This is a genomic window from Halorientalis pallida, from assembly GCF_049605515.1.
Lineage (GTDB): Archaea > Halobacteriota > Halobacteria > Halobacteriales > Haloarculaceae > Halorientalis > Halorientalis pallida_A.
Genome location: NZ_CP187158.1, coordinates 951,041 through 966,662, shown reverse-complemented (window position 1 = coordinate 966,662; position 15,622 = coordinate 951,041). Strand labels below are relative to the sequence as shown.

Genomic DNA, 15,622 nt, shown 5'->3' with positions numbered 1-15,622 from the left:
GGGGAAGGTGGCGATCACGCCGAGTTACCCGCGCCAGACGCGGGCGACGGCCACGCCCAGCGCGCCGATGAACCAGAGCGTCAATCCGGCCACGCCCGCGACCAGCGAGGGCGTCGGCGCGCTCCGGGTGTACACGTCCCCGACAGCGAGCGTGTAGACGAGTCCCCGGTAAGCGCTGTTCGGGCTGAGCGCCGTCAGCGTCCCGAGCGCGTCGGGCCCGATCAGCCCGCCCGACAGCGCCGCGACGATGGTGGCGTCGAACCCCAGCACGAGCGCGATCACGAGGACGACGGCGACGGCCAGCGCCTCGCGGGCCGACCGTGCCGCCGCCGAGACGGCCACCGCCACGGCCAGCGCCACCGCCGTGAACAGGACGGTGAGCGTCACGAACCGCAGGAACAGCACGGGCGCGTCGACGGTGCCGTGCCGCACGACGACTGACACGGCGTCCCCGGGCGCGAACACCACCGCACCGGCCGACAGCCCCAGGGCGACCAGCACGACGGGCAGGAGTCCGGCCAGCCGGCCGAGGAAGACGCCGCCGACGAACGAGAGGCGGCTCACCGGGTAGGTCTGGATCGTCTCCAGTTCCCCCCGGTCCGCGTCCGACTGGATCGCTCGATAGCCGAAGGCGAACGCGAGCAGGGGCACGAGAATCTCCATCGGTCCGACCAGATCGAGGATCAACGGGAGGTAGCCGCCGGTCCCCGCAGCGACGACGAACCCGGCGACGACGACCACGAACCCGAGTGCGAGGACGAGGATCGTCGGCGTCCGGAGGAGCGTGGTGAACTCCCGCTGGGCGACGACCAGCGCGCCCCGAGCGCGACTCATTCGCCCACCTCCGTGCCGCGCGTGGCGACCTGTCCCGACTCGCTGGCGACGAGTTCGCTCATCGCCGACTCCAGGTCGTCGGTGCCCGTCGACTCTCTCAGCCCTGCCGGACTGTCGGCCGCGACGATCCGCCCTCGATCCAGTACGAGGACCTGATCCGCGATCCGCTCGACGGCCGTGAGGTCGTGGCTCGTCACCAGCACCGCCGCATCGGCGGCGAGGTCGGTGATCACGTCGGACACGTGGCGGGTCATCATCGGGTCGAGGCCGCTGGACGGTTCGTCGAGCAGGACCAGCGGCGGGTCACCGACCGTCGCCTGCGCGATGCCCAGCAATCGCGTCATCCCACCGGAGAGCGCGTCGACTCGCCGGTCGGGGACGCCGCCCAGTCCCACGCGGTCGACGGTCGCGTCCACGTCGACCGCCTCGCCGGTGAGGTCGGCGTAGAACTGCAGAGTCTCGGCGACCGTGAACTGCGGCCGGAACGCCGGTGCCTGCGGCAGGTAGCCGACCGGCCGCGTCGCACTCTCGGGGCGCTCGACGGTGCCGTGATCGGTCCCCACCAGGTCCGCGACGGCGCGGATCAGTGTCGTCTTGCCGGACCCGTTCGGGCCGACGAGGCAGGTCACGGTGTCCGGTGCGACGGCGAACGACACGTCGTCGACCGCGATCAGGTCGCCGAAGGCCACCGTCAGGTCCTCGACGACCAGCGCCGGATCGGCGGCGTCCGTCCCTCCCGTCGCCGCTGTGTCGGCCGTCTCCGGCGATTCGGTGTCGTTCGTCCCGGCGTCGGCTGTCGCCGTCTCGACTGTGCCGTCGGTCGTGGTGTCGGGTGATTCGTCGGTCATGGTCGGCTCCCGTTCACTCGCGCGAGCGTGTCCGGTCGCGCCGGTTCGGTCAGCGGTGCAGTGTCGACGACGCCGCTGGACCGGAGGCCCGGCAGACGGTCCCGGACGGACCGCAACAGCGTCACCGCTGGTGACTCCCTGAGTGCGAGGCTGCCCTCGGCCGTGAGGAGCGCGGCGTCGACGGCTCCGGTTGGGCGGTAAGACTCGTCCAGCGTTCCGTCGCCGTCGGCGTCGGTGCCCGGGAGTCGTCCCCAGTAGTTCCCCCGGCCGTCGGCCGTCCAGATCCGGACCGGCCCCATGTCGGCCTCGGCCTGCTGGTCGTTGCCAACCACGTCGTTCCCGGTGACCGTCAGCGAGGGCAGGAGGAGGTCCGCTCTGATGCCGATTCCGTTGTCGACGACGACGTTGTGGGCGACGTAGGAGCGCGCGGCGGCCATGCCCAGCCCGACCTCGTTGTTCGCGACGACGTTCTCGGCGACGAACGAGGCGCTCCCGGCGACGATCAGCCCCGCCTCACTCGCCCGCACGTCGTTGCCTCGCAGGACGTTCCCCCGCGGCCGGGTCATCACGATCACGCCGGTGGAGGCCTGACGGACCGTGTTGTTCCGGATCAGCGCCCCCGAGGTGTACATCTCGTGGACCCCGAACCGGAGCCCGGTCATCCGGGAGTCACGGACGACGATGCCGTTCGCACGGTGCGTGTAGACGCCGTCGCGGCCGCCCTCGAAGGTGACGTTCTGCACCACGACTGGATCGAACATCGCCAGCACGCCCATGAAGCCGTCCTCCCACTCCGGGGGCCCCTCGACGCGGGAGTCACGGACGACGAGGCCCCGACCGCCCCGGACGAGGACGCCGTTGGCGCGCGTCTCGATGTGGACGTTCGCCACGAGCGAGCCGGTGCCGTCGACGAACCGGATCGCCGAGTCGCCGCGGCCGTACGCGAGCCGGACGAACTGGTCCCACTCGCCGCCCGACGCATCGCCGAACGACCGCGCGCCGGTCGACCCGACGCCGCTGATCCGCAGGTCGGTGACGGCTACCCGCTCGGCCGTGACCGAGAGTACTGTCCCCTCGCGGTCGCCTCGGACGTGTGTCTCCGGCCCCGCACCGACCAGCGTCAGGGGTTTGTCGACCGTGACGTTCCCGTCGTAGGTCCCCGGTGGGAGCCGGACAGTCGTGTTCGCGGGGGCCTGGTCGACAGCCGCGGCCAGCGTCGGTGCGTCCTCGCCCACGACGACGGACACCGGCCGGTCACGGAGCCGGGCGGTCGTGTCGACCCGCCGGTCGGCCCACCGACTTCGGTTCGCCGTGATCCGGTCCATCTGCGTCTCCGGCGGTGTTCGTTCCGCAGTCCGGGACTGGACGCCGGCCCAGTCGACGACCTGCCCCCCGTAGCGGTCCGCGAACGACCGGGCGGCCCCCCGGTCGCCGAACGGGACGATAGCGGGGCCCCCCGGCGTCCTGGCGCGGCTGTCGACGACGAACGACGCCTCGCGGGCCGACACCCAGCCGCCGCCGAGGCTGTTGCGCTCGATCAGGAAGCCGTTCTCGTTCAGTGAGGGATCGGTGCCGGCGTAGTCGGTCACGAGGACGCCGACCGGTTCGCCGAACTGTTCGGTGGTGCGCGGCCCCCGGAGGTGGGTCGCGACGGCTTCGATGCCGTAGTAGCCGACGACGTACTCGTACTGGGAGAAGAACACCTCGGCCCGGGGAATCGAGAGGTTTCGCTCCTGGGCCTCCTCGACGTCGACGCCCGTCATCCCCATGGTGAGCGTCGAGTCGAACGACACCGGCTCGACCTCGCGCTCGCCGTGGGGATCGACCGTGAACCCCGTCGCCGTCACGAGGACGACGAATCCGATTCCCGCGAGAACGTACTTCACGTCCATTATCGGCCGAGCCGGGAGATGAGTTGCGGCGTCACCTCGTCGGCCGTGACGAGTTCGCCCCCGTACTCGTCGCGGAACGACGCGGCGTCCCCCTCGTCGCCGAACCCGATCAGATCCCTGCCCATCGCCCCGACGACCTCGGAGTTGGCGACGAAGGTCACGTCGCTGGCCGGCGCGAACGCGGACGCTTCCGGGTGTGTCGAGATCCCCGTGGTGTCCCTGAACTCGAACAGGTCGTACTCCACCGCCGAGTAGTCGGTGACGTACATCACCGACCGCTCCCAGCCGCGGTCGCTGCGCTCGAAGTCGTACTGGAACGCCTCCCAGGTGCTGTCGAACCGCGCCGGATTCTCGTGGCCCGACGGCTGGTGATCCGGGTAGAAGATCTCCGCCGAGGGCCCCGGGTGGTTCACGATGTTCATCCCACACACCTCGCAGGTGTCGCCCTCCGTCAGCGTCACCGCCGCAGGTACGTCCGCCGTCCCGTTCCCCGAGTCCTGTTGCTCCGAACAGCCCGCGAGTGCCACCACTCCGACCGATCCCAGGCCGCCGAGGACCGCCCGTCGGTTGTACAGGTCGTGCCGGTTCGCGTCCGCCGAGTGTGCATGATTGTCACACATGTATTGTCACCCGTTCCCGACGAGAGGCCGTTTCGTCGGCGACTGGCGCGGCCGTTGGTCGGGATGGTATTGTGTCATAGTTACAAGCACTCGGCCTAAAACCCGCCGGGGGTTCCCGGAACGTGGGAACGCGCTCGTCATCTATTCTCCTCGACGCACTCCTCGATGGGGGAAAGCAGTTCGTCGGCGACGGCGTAGGGGTCGGTCTCGCGGTCGAGGACGCGGTCGACGAATCCCTCGATGCCGCCGCGGGCCTCGATCTCCTCGGCCAGGAGGTCGGCCGTGTCTTCCCGCAGGAGCGTCCGGATCTCGGCGGCGTAGCGGTCGCGGGCCTTTGTCTCCAGGCGGCCCGACTCGACGAGGTACTCGCGGTGGTCGTCCAGTACCGAGAGGAGGTCCGCCAGTCCGTCGCCACGCTTGGCCACCGTCTCGACGATGGGCGGTGACCAGGAGGGGGCCTCGTCGTCGGCCGCATCGCTGGCCTCGCCCTCGTCGCCCGTCTTCTCGACCGTTCCGTGGTGGCCGGTGGCGACGGCGAGTTCGTCCCGGCGCATCTCGATCATCTCCCGGAGTTCCTGGACCGTCCTGTTGGCCCCGTCCAGATCGGCCTTGTTGACGACGAACAGGTCCGCGATCTCGAGGATACCGGCCTTGAGCATCTGCACGTCGTCGCCGCTGGCCGGTGGGACCAGCACGGCGACGGTGTCGGCGGTCCGGACGATGTCGACCTCGTTCTGTCCGGCCCCGACGGTCTCGATGATGATCTTGTCCTTCCCGAAGGCGTCCAGCGCTTTGACGGCGTCCGTGGTGGCCGTCGAGAGCCCACCCAGCGAGCCACGCGCGGACATCGAGCGGAAGAACACGTCCATGTCGCCCGTGTTCGAGGCCATCCGGATGCGATCCCCGAGGACCGCGCCACCGGTGAACGGCGAGGACGGGTCGATGGCGATCACGCCGACGGTGAGCCCACGGTTGCGGTACTCCTCGGCCATCTTGTCGACCAGCGTCGACTTGCCCGCGCCGGGGCTGCCGGTGATGCCGATCACGTCGGCGTGGCCGGTGTGTTCGTGGAGTTCCGACACGAGGTCGCGGTAGCCCGGCGCGCGGTCCTCGATCTTGGTGATCGTGCGGGCCAGCGCGCGGTGGTCGCCGTCGAGGAGGTCCTCGATCAGATCCGTCATCGTCGCTCGGGCGCGTTCTCCTGGACGAAGTCGACGATCTCGTCCATGGACGCTCCGGGGCCGAAGATGCGTGCGACACCGAGATCGAGCAGTTCGTCCCGGTCCTCCTCGGGGATGATCCCGCCGACGAGGATCAGCGTGTCCTCTTTCGCCCCGTACTCCTCGAGTCCGTCCATGATCTTCGGAACGAGCGTACTGTGTGCGCCCGAGAGGATGGAGATGCCGAGTACGTCCACGTCCTCCTGAACCGTCGCCTGAACGATCTCGTCGGGGGCTTTGTGCAGACCCGAGTAGATGACCTCGAAGCCGGCGTCGCGGAACGCCCGCGCGATGACGTGAGCGCCCCGGTCGTGACCGTCCAGCCCGACCTTTCCGACGAGACACCGGATCGTCCGCTGTTCCTGCGCTTCGCTCATGCCACCTCGTAACACGTTGGTCACTTTCACTCTTGCCGTTACGGAACGGTCCACGTCGGTCGCGAACGGAATATTGATGTATCGAACTGTATTTCTCGCGGACATGTCGGAGGGCAGTCCGGTGAAGGGTGGCATCGCGCTGGCCATTTTGGGGTTCGCCATGCTGGCCGGCAGCGTGCACGGAATCGTCCCGGCGATCACCGGGGCCTCGGGGTACGAACGAGTGCAGGCGACCGTGATCGAAACCGGGATCGAGGAGTACGACGACGACGAGGAGTACCGGCCGGTCGTCGTCTACGAGTACGAGATCGACGGCGAGACCGTCCAGGACGATAACTTCTATCCCGGATTCGGCCACCCACCGTACTCGGAATCGAAAGCCCGTGATCGAGTCTCGGGGTACGAGTCCGGCGAGAACACGACGGTGTTCGTCGATCCAAGCGACCCGGATCGCGCGTTTCTGGAGCGAAAGCCACTCGGCGAGCGCCTCGTCAGCGTCGGCGGGTACGCCGTCGGCATCCTGATCGGGGCACCGCTTCTCGTCGGCGGTGGAAAACTGACCGTCTCGGGCCTGCGCTCGACCGACGAGTGAGCGGGTTCCGACGGACTGATGCCCGAGGCGTCCTCACGATCGGGTATGGCAGTCGCCGACGACCTCCAGCGCTGGCCGAAGGCTCACCCGCGCGCCGTCACGACGATTCTCTCGATCATCGGGTACGCCCTCGTGATCGGCGCGTTCGGCGGGTTCCTCCCGCTCCCGGAGTTCAGCCGGGGAACGGTCATCTTCCTGGGTGACGCCATCGCCGTCGTCAACACGCTCGCACTCACCGCCATCGTCGCCGGCGTCTACTTCATCCGGAACGACCAGATCCGGAAACACCGCGCGGCCATGCTGACCGCGTTCACCCTCATCATGGTCTTTCTCGTCCTCTACCTCCTGAAGGTCGGGGGCGGGTTCGAGAAGGCCATCGCCGTCGAGGGGCCAGTCAGGGTCGCGTATCTCGTCATGCTCGCGATCCACATCCTGCTGTCGGCGCTGGCGGTCCCGGTCGTCCTTCACGCCGTCGTCCTCGGGCTGACGCACTCGCCCGCCGAGTTGCGGGACACCATCCACGCCAGGGTCGGCCGGATCGCCGTCGCCGCGTGGGGCCTCTCGCTCGCGCTGGGTATCGTGACCTACATCCTCCTGAACCACGTCTACGGCTGGACGCCGCGGGGCCACAGCGCCGGGTTGCTCCTGTTGCTGTTCTCCACGCGGCCCCTCTCGGCCGTCCGTCCGATCTTCGACTGCGAGTGATTCCGGGCCCGGATCTGGAGGTAATTTGATGTATCTGTCCGTCAGTGTCCTATAACATGGACGAACTCGTTCGGGAGTTTCGGGATGTGGACGCGAATCTCCGCCTCGTCTTCGCGCTCTCGGAAGTCACGTGGGACCTGCTGTACGTCAGGGACGACGTGGCAGACACGTATTCCGAGTCGGATTTCGAGGCGACGTACCGCGAGCACATGGGGAACCGAATTTCGGCCGGTAACCTGCGCCAGACCATCGAGGGGGGCGAGTACTACGGAGAGATGTACTTCTTCGAGGATATCGTCGTCTTCCAGTTCCCGTCCACCCGTCACGAGGCCGTCGTCGTCTCGTACGACTGGGACGAGACGGCCCCGATAGCCGACGTGTTCGAGATCGCGAAAGACGCCGACATGTGAGCTGTCGGGGGACGAACCCTCTCAATCCGTCCGCGGGAGCGCCGCGGCACCGCCGGCGAAAAAGACCAGCGTCAGCCCGGCCAGCACACCGAGATAGAACGGCCAGCCCGTCGGCAACCCGGCCAGCGGTTCGATCCCGGGACCGTAGGTCGCCGCTCGCACGCCGCGCGAGAAGTAGGTCAAGGGTGACAGCAGGATGGCGGGCCGGAACCACTCGGGGAGCATCGACGGCGGGACGAACGTCTCCGAGAGAAAGAGCAAGGGGAGCGCGATCCCGTTGCTCGCGGCGATGACGCCGTCCTGTGAGCCGGCGAAACTGCCGATCAGCGCACCCCCACCACAGAACAGCGCGACGCCGAGGAAGACGAACGGGATCAGGAGCGGCGAGAACGCGATCTCGGCTCCAGTGACGACGACGATCAGACCGAGCAACAGCAAGCCGGCGAGGCCGATGATGACGACGTTGACCAGCGTCTGTGCGAGCAGCCACTCCGACCGCGAGAGCGGCGTCGTCGCCAGTTTCTCGAACTGATTGCCCTCGCGGTGGCGGGCGACCTCGCTCCCAACTCGCGAGAGCGGCGTGAACAGGACGACCACGGCCAGATAGCCGGGCACGTAGTACGCCGCCGGTTCGGTGAACAGCCCCGTCCCACCGCCGCCGGTCTGGACCAGCGCCCCGAAGATCAGGATGATGATGACCGGGAAGAAGAAGGTGAAGAAGACGGCCGTCCGCCGGCGCAGGAACGACTTCCCGGCGGCGACGGTCGCCGCACCGATCCGGCCGACTGCCGTCATCGTGGCTCACCTCCAGTCTCGATAGCGTCACCGTCCAGCCGCCCGCCGTCGGCCAGCGGCGTCTCCCCGCGGCTGACCGTCTCGCCGCTCGCGGTGACTGCCTGCCCCGTCAGATCGAGATACACGTCTTCGAGGTCGGGTTCGGTCCAGTTGATCGACTCGTAGGTCGCACCGGCCGCGTCGAGGGCGGCGACGACCGTGCCGATCTCCTCTGGCGGCACGTCGTAGACGGTCAACTGGCCGTCCGCGAGTTCGGCCGGGTAGTCCAGATCGCCGGTGATCGCGGGGTCGGCGTCGGTGTCGATCACCAGTCGACTCTCCCCGCCGTGGTCGGCGATCAACGCGTCGGGCGAGTCCCGGGCGACGAGTTGCCCGTCGGCCAGCAGGCCCACCTCGTCGGCCAGCCGTTCGGCCTCGGCCATGTAGTGGGTCGTCAGGAAGACGGTCGTCCCGCCGGCGGCGAGGTCTTCGATGAGTCGCCAGAGCGCCCGCCGGCCCGCGGGGTCGATGCCCGTCGTCGGTTCGTCGAGTACGAGCAGGTCGGGGTCGTTGACCAGCGCGGTCCCGACACAGACCCGACGCTGTTGGCCGCCCGAGAGGTTCTCGTACCAGGTGTCGGCGTCGTCGGCCAGTCCAACGTCGTCCAGTACGTCCGCGACCGGCCGGCTCTCGTCGTAGAGTCCGCCGTAATAATCGAGCAGTTCACGGGCGGTCAGCCGCGCGGGCGGTTCGAACGACTGGGGGAGCGACCCCAGCCGCGCCCGCTCGACCGCTCTGGGGTCCGTTCCGAACACCGTCACGTCGCCCTCGGCGTCGGTCGTGCCGAGCACGGCTCGGACGAGTGTGGTCTTTCCCGCGCCGTTCGGTCCGATCAGCGCGAACACGTCCCCCTCGTCCACGGTGAGCGAGACCCCGTCGAGTGCGGTCGTGTCGCCGTAGACCCGACGAACGTCCTCGGCGACGACGGCTGCTGTCATTGTCGGATGGCGGTCCGGTACCGCCCTAAGCCCGTCGGTTCGGTGCCGTCAGACGTGGTCGCGCACTCGGCGGACGATCTCGTCCACGTCGAAGGCGTCCTCTTGCTTGTCGTACACCCGCTCGCCGTCGACGGTCACGCGAAACACGCCGTTCGCGCCGGTTCGGAGCGTCACCGCGTCCAGTCGCTCGCCGAACGTCGTCAGCAGGACGTGCTGGACGTTCTCGGCGCGGTCGAGGAAACCACAGGGGACGCAGTACTCGATCTCGACTTCTGGCATACCACGAAGTTGGCGAGTGATGCGGAAAAACCCGTCCGTCACCGCCCGAACGGCCGCCAGTACAGCAGGCCGACCGTCACCACGAACACGAGCGTCGAGAGGCCGTAGGACTGGGTGTACACCGCGCCGGCGAGGGCGCTCCCGCTTCCCAGGAGGCCCGTCGCCAGCGAGGCGAGGACCGGCCAGCTACAGCTCACACAGGAGAGCAGGCCGAGCAGGCCCGTCACCGCCGACCCCGTGGCGTCCAGCACCGTCGCGTACACGAGATAGGCCAGCGCGACGTAGCCGACGACTTTGAACGGGAACAGCGCCGCCGAGAGGTAGGTCCCGTTGTAGATGAGCGTCGGGGCCCAGCCCGGTGGTAGTGCCAGCACCGTGACCCGCAGGCTCCGTCCGGCCATGCTACTGGCGGGGCCGACGATCCCGCCGGCGTAGGCCAGTACGGCGAAGTAGCCGACCGCGATGCCGCCCGCGAGCCAGCGGTCACGGCTGGGAGCCGGGGCCGGCGTCGTCCGGAAGATTGCCAACAGTCCGACGTTGATCCAGATGAACGGGTAGAGCCAGTAGCGGACCGCCCAGATGCTGGTCAACTCGCTCGGGCTGACGAGCCAGTAGACGCCCAGCAGGAGCACCTCGGAGTTGACGATCAGCAGTGCGATCAGCAGGTCCTCCCGGGTCGGTCTGAGGCCCGCGAGTCGGTCGGTGATCGTGGCGTCGGTGGTCATACGACGAGTGCGTCGACGACGATTGCGAGCAGGAGCGCACCGAGGTAGGCGTTCGAGGCGTGGAACGCCCGGAACGCCGCGGACTCGTCCCGTTCGCGGTGGAGGCGGACGACCGCCCACAGGAACACCGCGCCGAGTGCGGTGGTCGTGATTGCGTACAGCCAGCCGAGGTTCGTCAGGGCCGCCAGCCCCGCCGCGGCCAGGAGCGTCGTTCCCAGCCACAGCAGGATGTGTTTGCGGGTGGTCGCCTCACCGCGGACGACCGGCATCATCGGGAAGCCGCCGCGCTCGTAGTCGTCCTTGTACGCGAGCGCGAGGTTGTAGAAGTGCGCCGGCGTCCAGACGAAGATGACGCCGGCCAGCATCAGGCCCGGCAGACCGACCGTCCCCGTCACGGCGGCCGAGCCGATCAGGGCCGGCAGGGCACCGGCCGCCCCGCCGATGACCGTGTTCTGCACGGTGTTGGGCTTGAGGACGAGCGTGTAGACGACGCTGTAGAACAGGATGGCCGACAGGCCCAGCGCGGCCGCGAGCAGGTTCACCTGCAGGAAGACGGCCACGGAGGCGGCCGCAAGCGCCAGCCCGAACGCGACGGCGTTGCGGACCGGCAACTGGTGGGTCGCGACCGGCCGGTCGCTGGTCCGGTCCATCTTCTTGTCCCGGTCGCGTTCGAGGACGTGGTTGAACGTTCCGCTCGCCCCGATGGCGAGGACGCCGCCGCCCAGCGTCAACACGATGGTTCGGACCGTCAGGTCCGTCCCGGCGGCACCGGCGGCCAGCGCCATCCCGGCCGACGCCACGAGACAGAGCAGCCACATCAGGCGCGGCTTCATCAGACGGAAGTACGCCTCGACGACGTGGATCGCACGCGCGAACGAACTCTCCGGAAGCGGTGGCTGGTCCCCGGGTTCGGTCGCCGGCTCCGTGGCCGGCGTCGGCTCCGGGTCGGGGTCGGCCGCCGACGCATCGGCGTCGCGGGGTTCGAGGTCCCACGCGAGAGCGAGCGTCAATCCGGCGAAGATGCCCATTCCGGTGAGCAGGTGGGCGGCCGGGAACGGGTTCGCGGCACCGGTCGTCGCGACCTGTGCGCCCAGTGCGACCTGCACCGGAAAGAGGACGAGTGCGAACCCGAGCGCGGCCTTCACGCGACGCGAGACGGTGGATCGGCGCAGGCCGACCACTGCGGTGGTGAGGACCAGCACGCCGACGACCGCCGCGACTACGCGGTGCCCCCAGGCGACGAGCAGTGCGGGCTCGGCGAGCGACGGCGGGCTGGAACAGACCGGCCACGCCGAGCAGGCGCTCGCGGCGTCCGCGATGGCCGCCGTCGCGCCGGCGACGACGAGCAGGTAGACACCGACTGCCGATCCGGCCAGCAGCGTCGCGAAACTGGGACGAGAATAGCGTTCGATCACGGCTGTACCTCTCACTACCGAATCCTTGGAGTGGGCGTACTTATGACCCGCGCTTTCGGTCAGTCAGGCGACTCCCGACACCGCGCGAAACCGTCGCAGGGGGGCCGAACTCGCCCGAAGACAGCAGCTATTTATGGCCCAATTCCTAAGCCCCGCGTAATGATGAACCGCAAGCGCGTCGGGGCACTGGCGCTTTTCGGTGCTGCGTTGCTGCTGATGGCGGTCGAACCCGCGGCCGCCCAGTCAGGGTACGCGTCGACCACCGAAGGAGCGATCTGGGGACTGAACAGTAACCTGATCTACGTGGCGGTCCCGATCACGATCCTCGTCGAGGGGATCCTGATCTACACCGTCTGGAAGTTCAGCAAGACCGACGAGGCGAAGCCGACCCAGGAGAACCGTCGACTGGAGATCACCTGGACCGTCGCGACGGCCGTCATTCTGCTTTTCGTCGGCGTCGCCTCCTACCAGGTGCTCGGGAACCCCTACGTCGCCGCGGAGTCACAGGCAGAGATGCCCGGCAACGCGGCCGAGGAGGTCGAAGTGTACGGCCAGAAGTACAACTGGAACTTCGTCTACCGGAACGTCAGCGTCGACGGTGCGAGCGCCACCGACGTGTCGATGACGAACGTCTCGATCGAGGGCGCGACCGTCGAGAACGTCACCAGCGAGGGAATCGTGATATCGGGTGGGTCGGCCTCCAGTGCCGGGGACGGCGCGCTCGATAGCGCCTCGCTGGTCAACGGGACCGTGACCGCAGGCGCGGGCAACGCCTCCCAGTACGAGACCGGTGAACAGGTGAGCTTCACCGACGTGAGCGTCAGCGGGGCAGCCGTGGAGGGTGCGAGCATCTCCGACGCCACCGTCAAGAGCACGAACACGCTGGTGATGCCCAAAGACGAGAACGTGCGCCTGAACATCACATCGCGTGACTGGTTGCACGCGTTCCACGTTCCCGACCTGGGGCTCAAGATGGACGCACTGCCCGGCCAGTCGAACTACATCGTCACCAGGCCCACGTCGACGGGCGAGTACCAGCTCTACTGCGCCGAGTACTGCGGTGTCGGGCACTCCGGGATGCTCGGGACCGTCGAAGTCCGGTCACAGTCGAACTACGACTCCTGGCTGGCCCGGACCTGGTTCGGCGCACAGGGGTAACGGCGTCGCTCTTTCCGTTTCGATTCGTCGCGACAACCAGCGTTCGGCCCGATCAGTCACTCGTCGCCGTGTCCGCTGTCTCCGTCTCTAACTCGGCTTCTTCCAGAAATCGTTCGCCGCGCTCGGTCGTCCGGTAGACGACTTCGCCACTGACCGGTTCCACCATCCCGTGATCGACGAGGACCGCACACCGGCGTTCGACGTAGCGCAGGTGCATCCCGAGACGGTTCGCGACCAGCGCGAGGTAGTCCGGCCGCTCCTCCTGGAGCTGCCGGAGAATCCGCTCGTCCGCTGATCGCATCCAGTTGGGTCCGGACATCGTTCTCGCTCGTAGTATGTGTATCGGTACCATATAACGTTATCGCAAGTCTTGCCGAGGGCTCCGGACGGGAAGCCGAGACGAGAAACGGCGAGTGCGGGGTTAACAGAGGTTCCCGGTCGCGTAGACGTCGCCGTCCTGGGTGATCTCGATGCCGACGCCGATCTGCTTGGCGTTCTGATAGAGGAGCCGATCGCGGCTCGTTCCGGAGAACCAGTCGGAGACGATGGCCTGCGCGACTTCCTCCTCGTTCTCGAGGAATTCACCGTCGTGGGTCCGTCCGGCGACTACGTGGTCGATCACTTCGAGTCGGTTGTACCGCGCGTCGACGACGTAGGTTCCGGGGTCGGACTCGAACTGGCAGGAGCTGTACAGGCCGGCCGCCTCGTACCGGTCGCGACTGGTGTTCCCGTCGATACTGTGGCTGACACGTGCCTCGTCGGCCATCGCCACGCTGTGACTGCGGGCCATCCTGTCGAGTTTGTCCGTGACCTGTCCGTCCGTGATCAGATTCGACAGATCACGATCCGTCCGGCGCTGGTTGATCAGGCGTTTGATCTCCGCGCTGATCTCCCGTCTCTCGAATCGTCTGGCGGGAATCGTCTGCTCGTCCTCGGGTGGCTGGACGGTCTCCACCTCTCCGCCGGGAATCGTGGTTCGCGCTCGGGGGTTCGATTCACCGTCGCTCTGTCCCTGTGCCGTGCTCTCGCCGGGTGTCGGGGTCGACATGCTCGTCGTGTCGGCACCCCCACCACCGATCTGCATCCCGATGAGTACACCCACACCCATCGAGACGAGAACGATGACGCCAAGTACCGACAACGCCGCCTTGTTCACCATACTATATGACCCATTACCGACCTAGTAAATCAACTTTTGGTGGGCTTCTCCCTCTCGTAATCGGTCGTTACACTCGCTGATTCCCGCCGGTTCGGCTCACGACCCCTCCGCAGGTGGCTCCGATCCCGCCTCGCCACCAGTCAGTCCGGTCGCTTCAGCGAGAGTGCCGTCCGGTCGAACTCACAGACCAGTCGCTCGTCCTCGCCGACGACGAACGCCTCGACGTGCATCGTCACGACACCACGGTCGCCGTCGCTCGTCTCGCGTTTGTCCGTGACCGTCGACTGGGCTCGGATCGTGTCGCCGTGGTAGACCGGGGCCGGATGTTCAACGTTGTCGTACGAGAGGTTCGCGACGATTGTCCCGTCGGTCGTGTCGGGAATCGTCAGGCCGACGGCGAGGCTCATGGTCAGGAGACCGTTGACGATCCGCTCGCCGAAGTCCGTCTCGGCAGCGAACGCCTCGTCGAGGTGGAGCGGTTGCTGGTTCATCGTCATGTCACAGAACCGCTGGTTGTCGCTCTCGGAGATCGTCCGGCGTTTCTCGTGGCGGATCGTCTCCCCGACCTCGAAGTCCTCGTAATACAGACCAGTCATGGCCGCCCCGTCGTCCCCGGGACCAATAACGGTGACGCCGGGTCGATTCGCCGGGGGGAACGGACTTACGGCTGGGCACACACGCCAGGATATGGCTCGCAGAAGCGTCCTGTTCTCCCCCGGTGACCAGCCGGACCTCATGCGGAAAGCGCCCGGTTCCGGGGCCGACGCCGTCGTGTTCGACCTCGAAGACGCGGTCGTCCCCGACCGGAAACCCGCGGCCCGGGAGGCCATCAACGAGGTCCTCACGGACTCCGAATTCGACCCCGACTGCTCGGTCTGGGTGCGCGTCAACCCGCCGGGGACGGTGGCCGACGCCGACGTTCCCACTGCGCTGGCCGATCCGACGGCCGTCGACGCCGTGATGGTACCGAAAGTCGGCGACGCGGCGGGTCTCGAACGCGTCGTCGATCTGCTCGACGACCACGGTGTCGAGGTCCCCGTTGTCGCGCTGATCGAGTCGGCGGCAGGTGTCCTCCACGCCGAGGAGATCGCCGCGGCCGACCGGGTGGACGCCGTCGCCATCGGGGCCGAAGACCTCGCCGCAGACATCGGCGCGACGCGGACCGAGGAGGGTATCGAGGTGCTCCACGCCCGCGAGCAGATCGTCCTCGCCGCCGCGGCCGCGGGCATCGACGCGCTCGATACGATCCACGTCGACGTGGACGATTCCGAGGGACTGGCTTCGGCCGCCGAGTTCACCGTCCAGCTTGGATTCGACGGGAAGATGGCGATTCACCCCGCCCAGGTGCCGATCATCAACGACGCGTTTACCCCGAGCGAGGAGCGCATCGACTGGGCCGAGCGCGTGCTGGCGGCCAAGGCCGAAGCCGACGCGGAGGGCCGCGGCGTGTTCCGCGTCGACGACGAGATGATCGACGCGCCCTTGATCGCCCAGGCCGAACAGGTACTCGACCGGGCACGCGCCGCGGGGAGGCGGTAGTTTACCTTATACAATATTAATTCTTCCACATGATAATAACACCACAACGTTTACTACCGAAACGGTCGAGGAATCTG

General features: G+C 67.8%; 19 protein-coding genes. 5 read left to right on the top strand and 14 right to left on the bottom strand.

All coding sequences use genetic code 11. From position 1 onward, the window contains the following. Positions 1-24: 24 nt before the first annotated feature. From ACOZ4N_RS06600 to ACOZ4N_RS06575, 6 genes are all read right to left on the bottom strand, one after another. Positions 25-834 (bottom strand): ABC transporter permease, encoded by an 810-nt coding sequence (locus ACOZ4N_RS06600; RefSeq protein WP_424019137.1) that lies wholly within the window; start codon positions 832-834, stop codon positions 25-27. Next, on the bottom strand, positions 831-1,682 hold the full coding sequence (locus ACOZ4N_RS06595; RefSeq protein WP_424019136.1) for an ABC transporter ATP-binding protein: 852 nt from the start codon (positions 1,680-1,682) through the stop codon (positions 831-833). The genes ACOZ4N_RS06600 and ACOZ4N_RS06595 overlap by 4 nt, the downstream gene beginning before the upstream one ends. Further along, a complete protein-coding gene (locus ACOZ4N_RS06590; RefSeq protein ID WP_424019135.1) occupies positions 1,679-3,574 on the bottom strand; it encodes a NosD domain-containing protein in 1,896 nt (631 codons plus the stop codon). The genes ACOZ4N_RS06595 and ACOZ4N_RS06590 overlap by 4 nt, the downstream gene beginning before the upstream one ends. Next, positions 3,574-4,194 (bottom strand): nitrous oxide reductase accessory protein NosL, encoded by a 621-nt coding sequence (locus tag ACOZ4N_RS06585; RefSeq protein ID WP_424019134.1) that lies wholly within the window; start codon positions 4,192-4,194, stop codon positions 3,574-3,576. Before ACOZ4N_RS06585 ends, ACOZ4N_RS06590 begins: the two co-directional genes overlap by 1 nt. Positions 4,195-4,331: 137 nt before the next feature. Next, on the bottom strand, positions 4,332-5,375 hold the full coding sequence (gene meaB, locus ACOZ4N_RS06580) for a methylmalonyl Co-A mutase-associated GTPase MeaB (RefSeq protein WP_424019133.1): 1,044 nt from the start codon (positions 5,373-5,375) through the stop codon (positions 4,332-4,334). Then, positions 5,372-5,791, bottom strand: a complete 420-nt coding sequence (locus tag ACOZ4N_RS06575) for a cobalamin B12-binding domain-containing protein (RefSeq protein WP_424019132.1) — start codon at positions 5,789-5,791, stop codon at positions 5,372-5,374. Before ACOZ4N_RS06575 ends, meaB begins: the two co-directional genes overlap by 4 nt. Before the next feature lie 103 nt (positions 5,792-5,894). Here ACOZ4N_RS06575 and ACOZ4N_RS06570 point away from each other — a divergent pair, with 103 nt between their 5' ends. From ACOZ4N_RS06570 to ACOZ4N_RS06560, 3 genes are read left to right on the top strand one after another with little or no spacing between them, the layout of a single operon-like run. Then, positions 5,895-6,383: a DUF3592 domain-containing protein gene (locus ACOZ4N_RS06570; protein WP_424019131.1), complete on the top strand. Its 489-nt coding sequence runs from the start codon at positions 5,895-5,897 to the stop codon at positions 6,381-6,383. 45 nt (positions 6,384-6,428) lie between these two features. Continuing rightward, entirely contained in the window at positions 6,429-7,088 is a 660-nt protein-coding gene (locus ACOZ4N_RS06565) for a DUF420 domain-containing protein (RefSeq protein WP_424019130.1), read from the top strand. 56 nt (positions 7,089-7,144) lie between these two features. Then, positions 7,145-7,498 (top strand): hypothetical protein, encoded by a 354-nt coding sequence (locus tag ACOZ4N_RS06560; RefSeq protein ID WP_424019129.1) that lies wholly within the window; start codon positions 7,145-7,147, stop codon positions 7,496-7,498. Positions 7,499-7,519: 21 nt separating this feature from the next. On the opposite strand, the gene ACOZ4N_RS06555 is transcribed toward ACOZ4N_RS06560, so the two are convergent. The 5 genes from ACOZ4N_RS06555 to cyoE are packed head-to-tail and all read right to left on the bottom strand — an operon-like array spanning position 7,520 to position 11,704. Then, on the bottom strand, positions 7,520-8,293 hold the full coding sequence (locus ACOZ4N_RS06555; protein WP_424019128.1) for an ABC transporter permease: 774 nt from the start codon (positions 8,291-8,293) through the stop codon (positions 7,520-7,522). Continuing rightward, positions 8,290-9,270 carry an ABC transporter ATP-binding protein gene (locus ACOZ4N_RS06550; RefSeq protein WP_424019127.1) on the bottom strand — a complete coding sequence of 327 codons (981 nt, stop codon included), beginning with the start codon at positions 9,268-9,270 and terminating at the stop codon, positions 8,290-8,292. The genes ACOZ4N_RS06555 and ACOZ4N_RS06550 overlap by 4 nt, the downstream gene beginning before the upstream one ends. 48 nt (positions 9,271-9,318) lie before the next feature. Beyond that, positions 9,319-9,549, bottom strand: coding sequence for a SelT/SelW/SelH family protein (locus tag ACOZ4N_RS06545; RefSeq protein WP_424019126.1), 231 nt, complete (start codon positions 9,547-9,549; stop codon positions 9,319-9,321). 38 nt (positions 9,550-9,587) lie between these two features. Next, positions 9,588-10,274, bottom strand: a complete 687-nt coding sequence (locus tag ACOZ4N_RS06540) for a DUF7546 family protein (RefSeq protein ID WP_424019125.1) — start codon at positions 10,272-10,274, stop codon at positions 9,588-9,590. Further along, complete coding sequence (gene cyoE, locus ACOZ4N_RS06535) at positions 10,271-11,704, bottom strand: heme o synthase (protein WP_424019124.1); 1,434 nt, start codon at positions 11,702-11,704, stop codon at positions 10,271-10,273. The genes ACOZ4N_RS06540 and cyoE overlap by 4 nt, the downstream gene beginning before the upstream one ends. A gap of 144 nt (positions 11,705-11,848) precedes the next feature. On the opposite strand from cyoE, the gene coxB reads away from it, so the two are divergent. Continuing rightward, positions 11,849-12,847, top strand: coding sequence for a cytochrome c oxidase subunit II (gene coxB / locus ACOZ4N_RS06530; protein ID WP_424019123.1), 999 nt, complete (start codon positions 11,849-11,851; stop codon positions 12,845-12,847). A gap of 52 nt (positions 12,848-12,899) precedes the next feature. On the opposite strand, the gene ACOZ4N_RS06525 is transcribed toward coxB, so the two are convergent. The 3 genes from ACOZ4N_RS06525 to ACOZ4N_RS06515 all read right to left on the bottom strand — a co-directional run bounded on the left by ACOZ4N_RS06525 (position 12,900) and on the right by ACOZ4N_RS06515 (position 14,602). Then, entirely contained in the window at positions 12,900-13,166 is a 267-nt protein-coding gene (locus tag ACOZ4N_RS06525; RefSeq protein ID WP_424019122.1) for a hypothetical protein, read from the bottom strand. Between the two features lie 102 nt (positions 13,167-13,268). Further along, positions 13,269-14,006 (bottom strand): CAP domain-containing protein, encoded by a 738-nt coding sequence (locus ACOZ4N_RS06520; RefSeq protein WP_424019121.1) that lies wholly within the window; start codon positions 14,004-14,006, stop codon positions 13,269-13,271. 140 nt (positions 14,007-14,146) lie between these two features. Next, the gene (locus tag ACOZ4N_RS06515) at positions 14,147-14,602 is read right to left on the bottom strand and encodes a MaoC family dehydratase (RefSeq protein WP_424019120.1); all 456 of its coding nucleotides are present in this window, start codon (positions 14,600-14,602) and stop codon (positions 14,147-14,149) included. Between the two features lie 91 nt (positions 14,603-14,693). Between ACOZ4N_RS06515 and ACOZ4N_RS06510 the strand changes: the two genes are divergently transcribed. Next, positions 14,694-15,545, top strand: coding sequence for an HpcH/HpaI aldolase/citrate lyase family protein (locus tag ACOZ4N_RS06510; RefSeq protein WP_424019119.1), 852 nt, complete (start codon positions 14,694-14,696; stop codon positions 15,543-15,545). Positions 15,546-15,622 lie beyond the last annotated feature (77 nt).

Coding starts and splice junctions, on each gene's coding strand:
- ACOZ4N_RS06555 (WP_424019128.1), bottom strand. CDS start 8,293: ATGACGGCAGTCGGCCGGATCGGTGCGGCGACCGTCGCCGCCGGGAAG.
- ACOZ4N_RS06560 (WP_424019129.1), top strand. CDS start 7,145: ATGGACGAACTCGTTCGGGAGTTTCGGGATGTGGACGCGAATCTCCGC.
- ACOZ4N_RS06575 (WP_424019132.1), bottom strand. CDS start 5,791: ATGAGCGAAGCGCAGGAACAGCGGACGATCCGGTGTCTCGTCGGAAAG.
- ACOZ4N_RS06570 (WP_424019131.1), top strand. CDS start 5,895: ATGTCGGAGGGCAGTCCGGTGAAGGGTGGCATCGCGCTGGCCATTTTG.
- ACOZ4N_RS06595 (WP_424019136.1), bottom strand. CDS start 1,682: ATGACCGACGAATCACCCGACACCACGACCGACGGCACAGTCGAGACG.
- ACOZ4N_RS06520 (WP_424019121.1), bottom strand. CDS start 14,006: ATGGTGAACAAGGCGGCGTTGTCGGTACTTGGCGTCATCGTTCTCGTC.
- coxB (WP_424019123.1), top strand. CDS start 11,849: ATGATGAACCGCAAGCGCGTCGGGGCACTGGCGCTTTTCGGTGCTGCG.
- ACOZ4N_RS06550 (WP_424019127.1), bottom strand. CDS start 9,270: ATGACAGCAGCCGTCGTCGCCGAGGACGTTCGTCGGGTCTACGGCGAC.
- meaB (WP_424019133.1), bottom strand. CDS start 5,375: ATGACGGATCTGATCGAGGACCTCCTCGACGGCGACCACCGCGCGCTG.
- ACOZ4N_RS06540 (WP_424019125.1), bottom strand. CDS start 10,274: ATGACCACCGACGCCACGATCACCGACCGACTCGCGGGCCTCAGACCG.
- ACOZ4N_RS06515 (WP_424019120.1), bottom strand. CDS start 14,602: ATGACTGGTCTGTATTACGAGGACTTCGAGGTCGGGGAGACGATCCGC.
- ACOZ4N_RS06590 (WP_424019135.1), bottom strand. CDS start 3,574: ATGGACGTGAAGTACGTTCTCGCGGGAATCGGATTCGTCGTCCTCGTG.
- ACOZ4N_RS06545 (WP_424019126.1), bottom strand. CDS start 9,549: ATGCCAGAAGTCGAGATCGAGTACTGCGTCCCCTGTGGTTTCCTCGAC.
- ACOZ4N_RS06565 (WP_424019130.1), top strand. CDS start 6,429: ATGGCAGTCGCCGACGACCTCCAGCGCTGGCCGAAGGCTCACCCGCGC.
- ACOZ4N_RS06585 (WP_424019134.1), bottom strand. CDS start 4,194: ATGTGTGACAATCATGCACACTCGGCGGACGCGAACCGGCACGACCTG.
- ACOZ4N_RS06525 (WP_424019122.1), bottom strand. CDS start 13,166: ATGTCCGGACCCAACTGGATGCGATCAGCGGACGAGCGGATTCTCCGG.
- ACOZ4N_RS06510 (WP_424019119.1), top strand. CDS start 14,694: ATGGCTCGCAGAAGCGTCCTGTTCTCCCCCGGTGACCAGCCGGACCTC.
- ACOZ4N_RS06600 (WP_424019137.1), bottom strand. CDS start 834: ATGAGTCGCGCTCGGGGCGCGCTGGTCGTCGCCCAGCGGGAGTTCACC.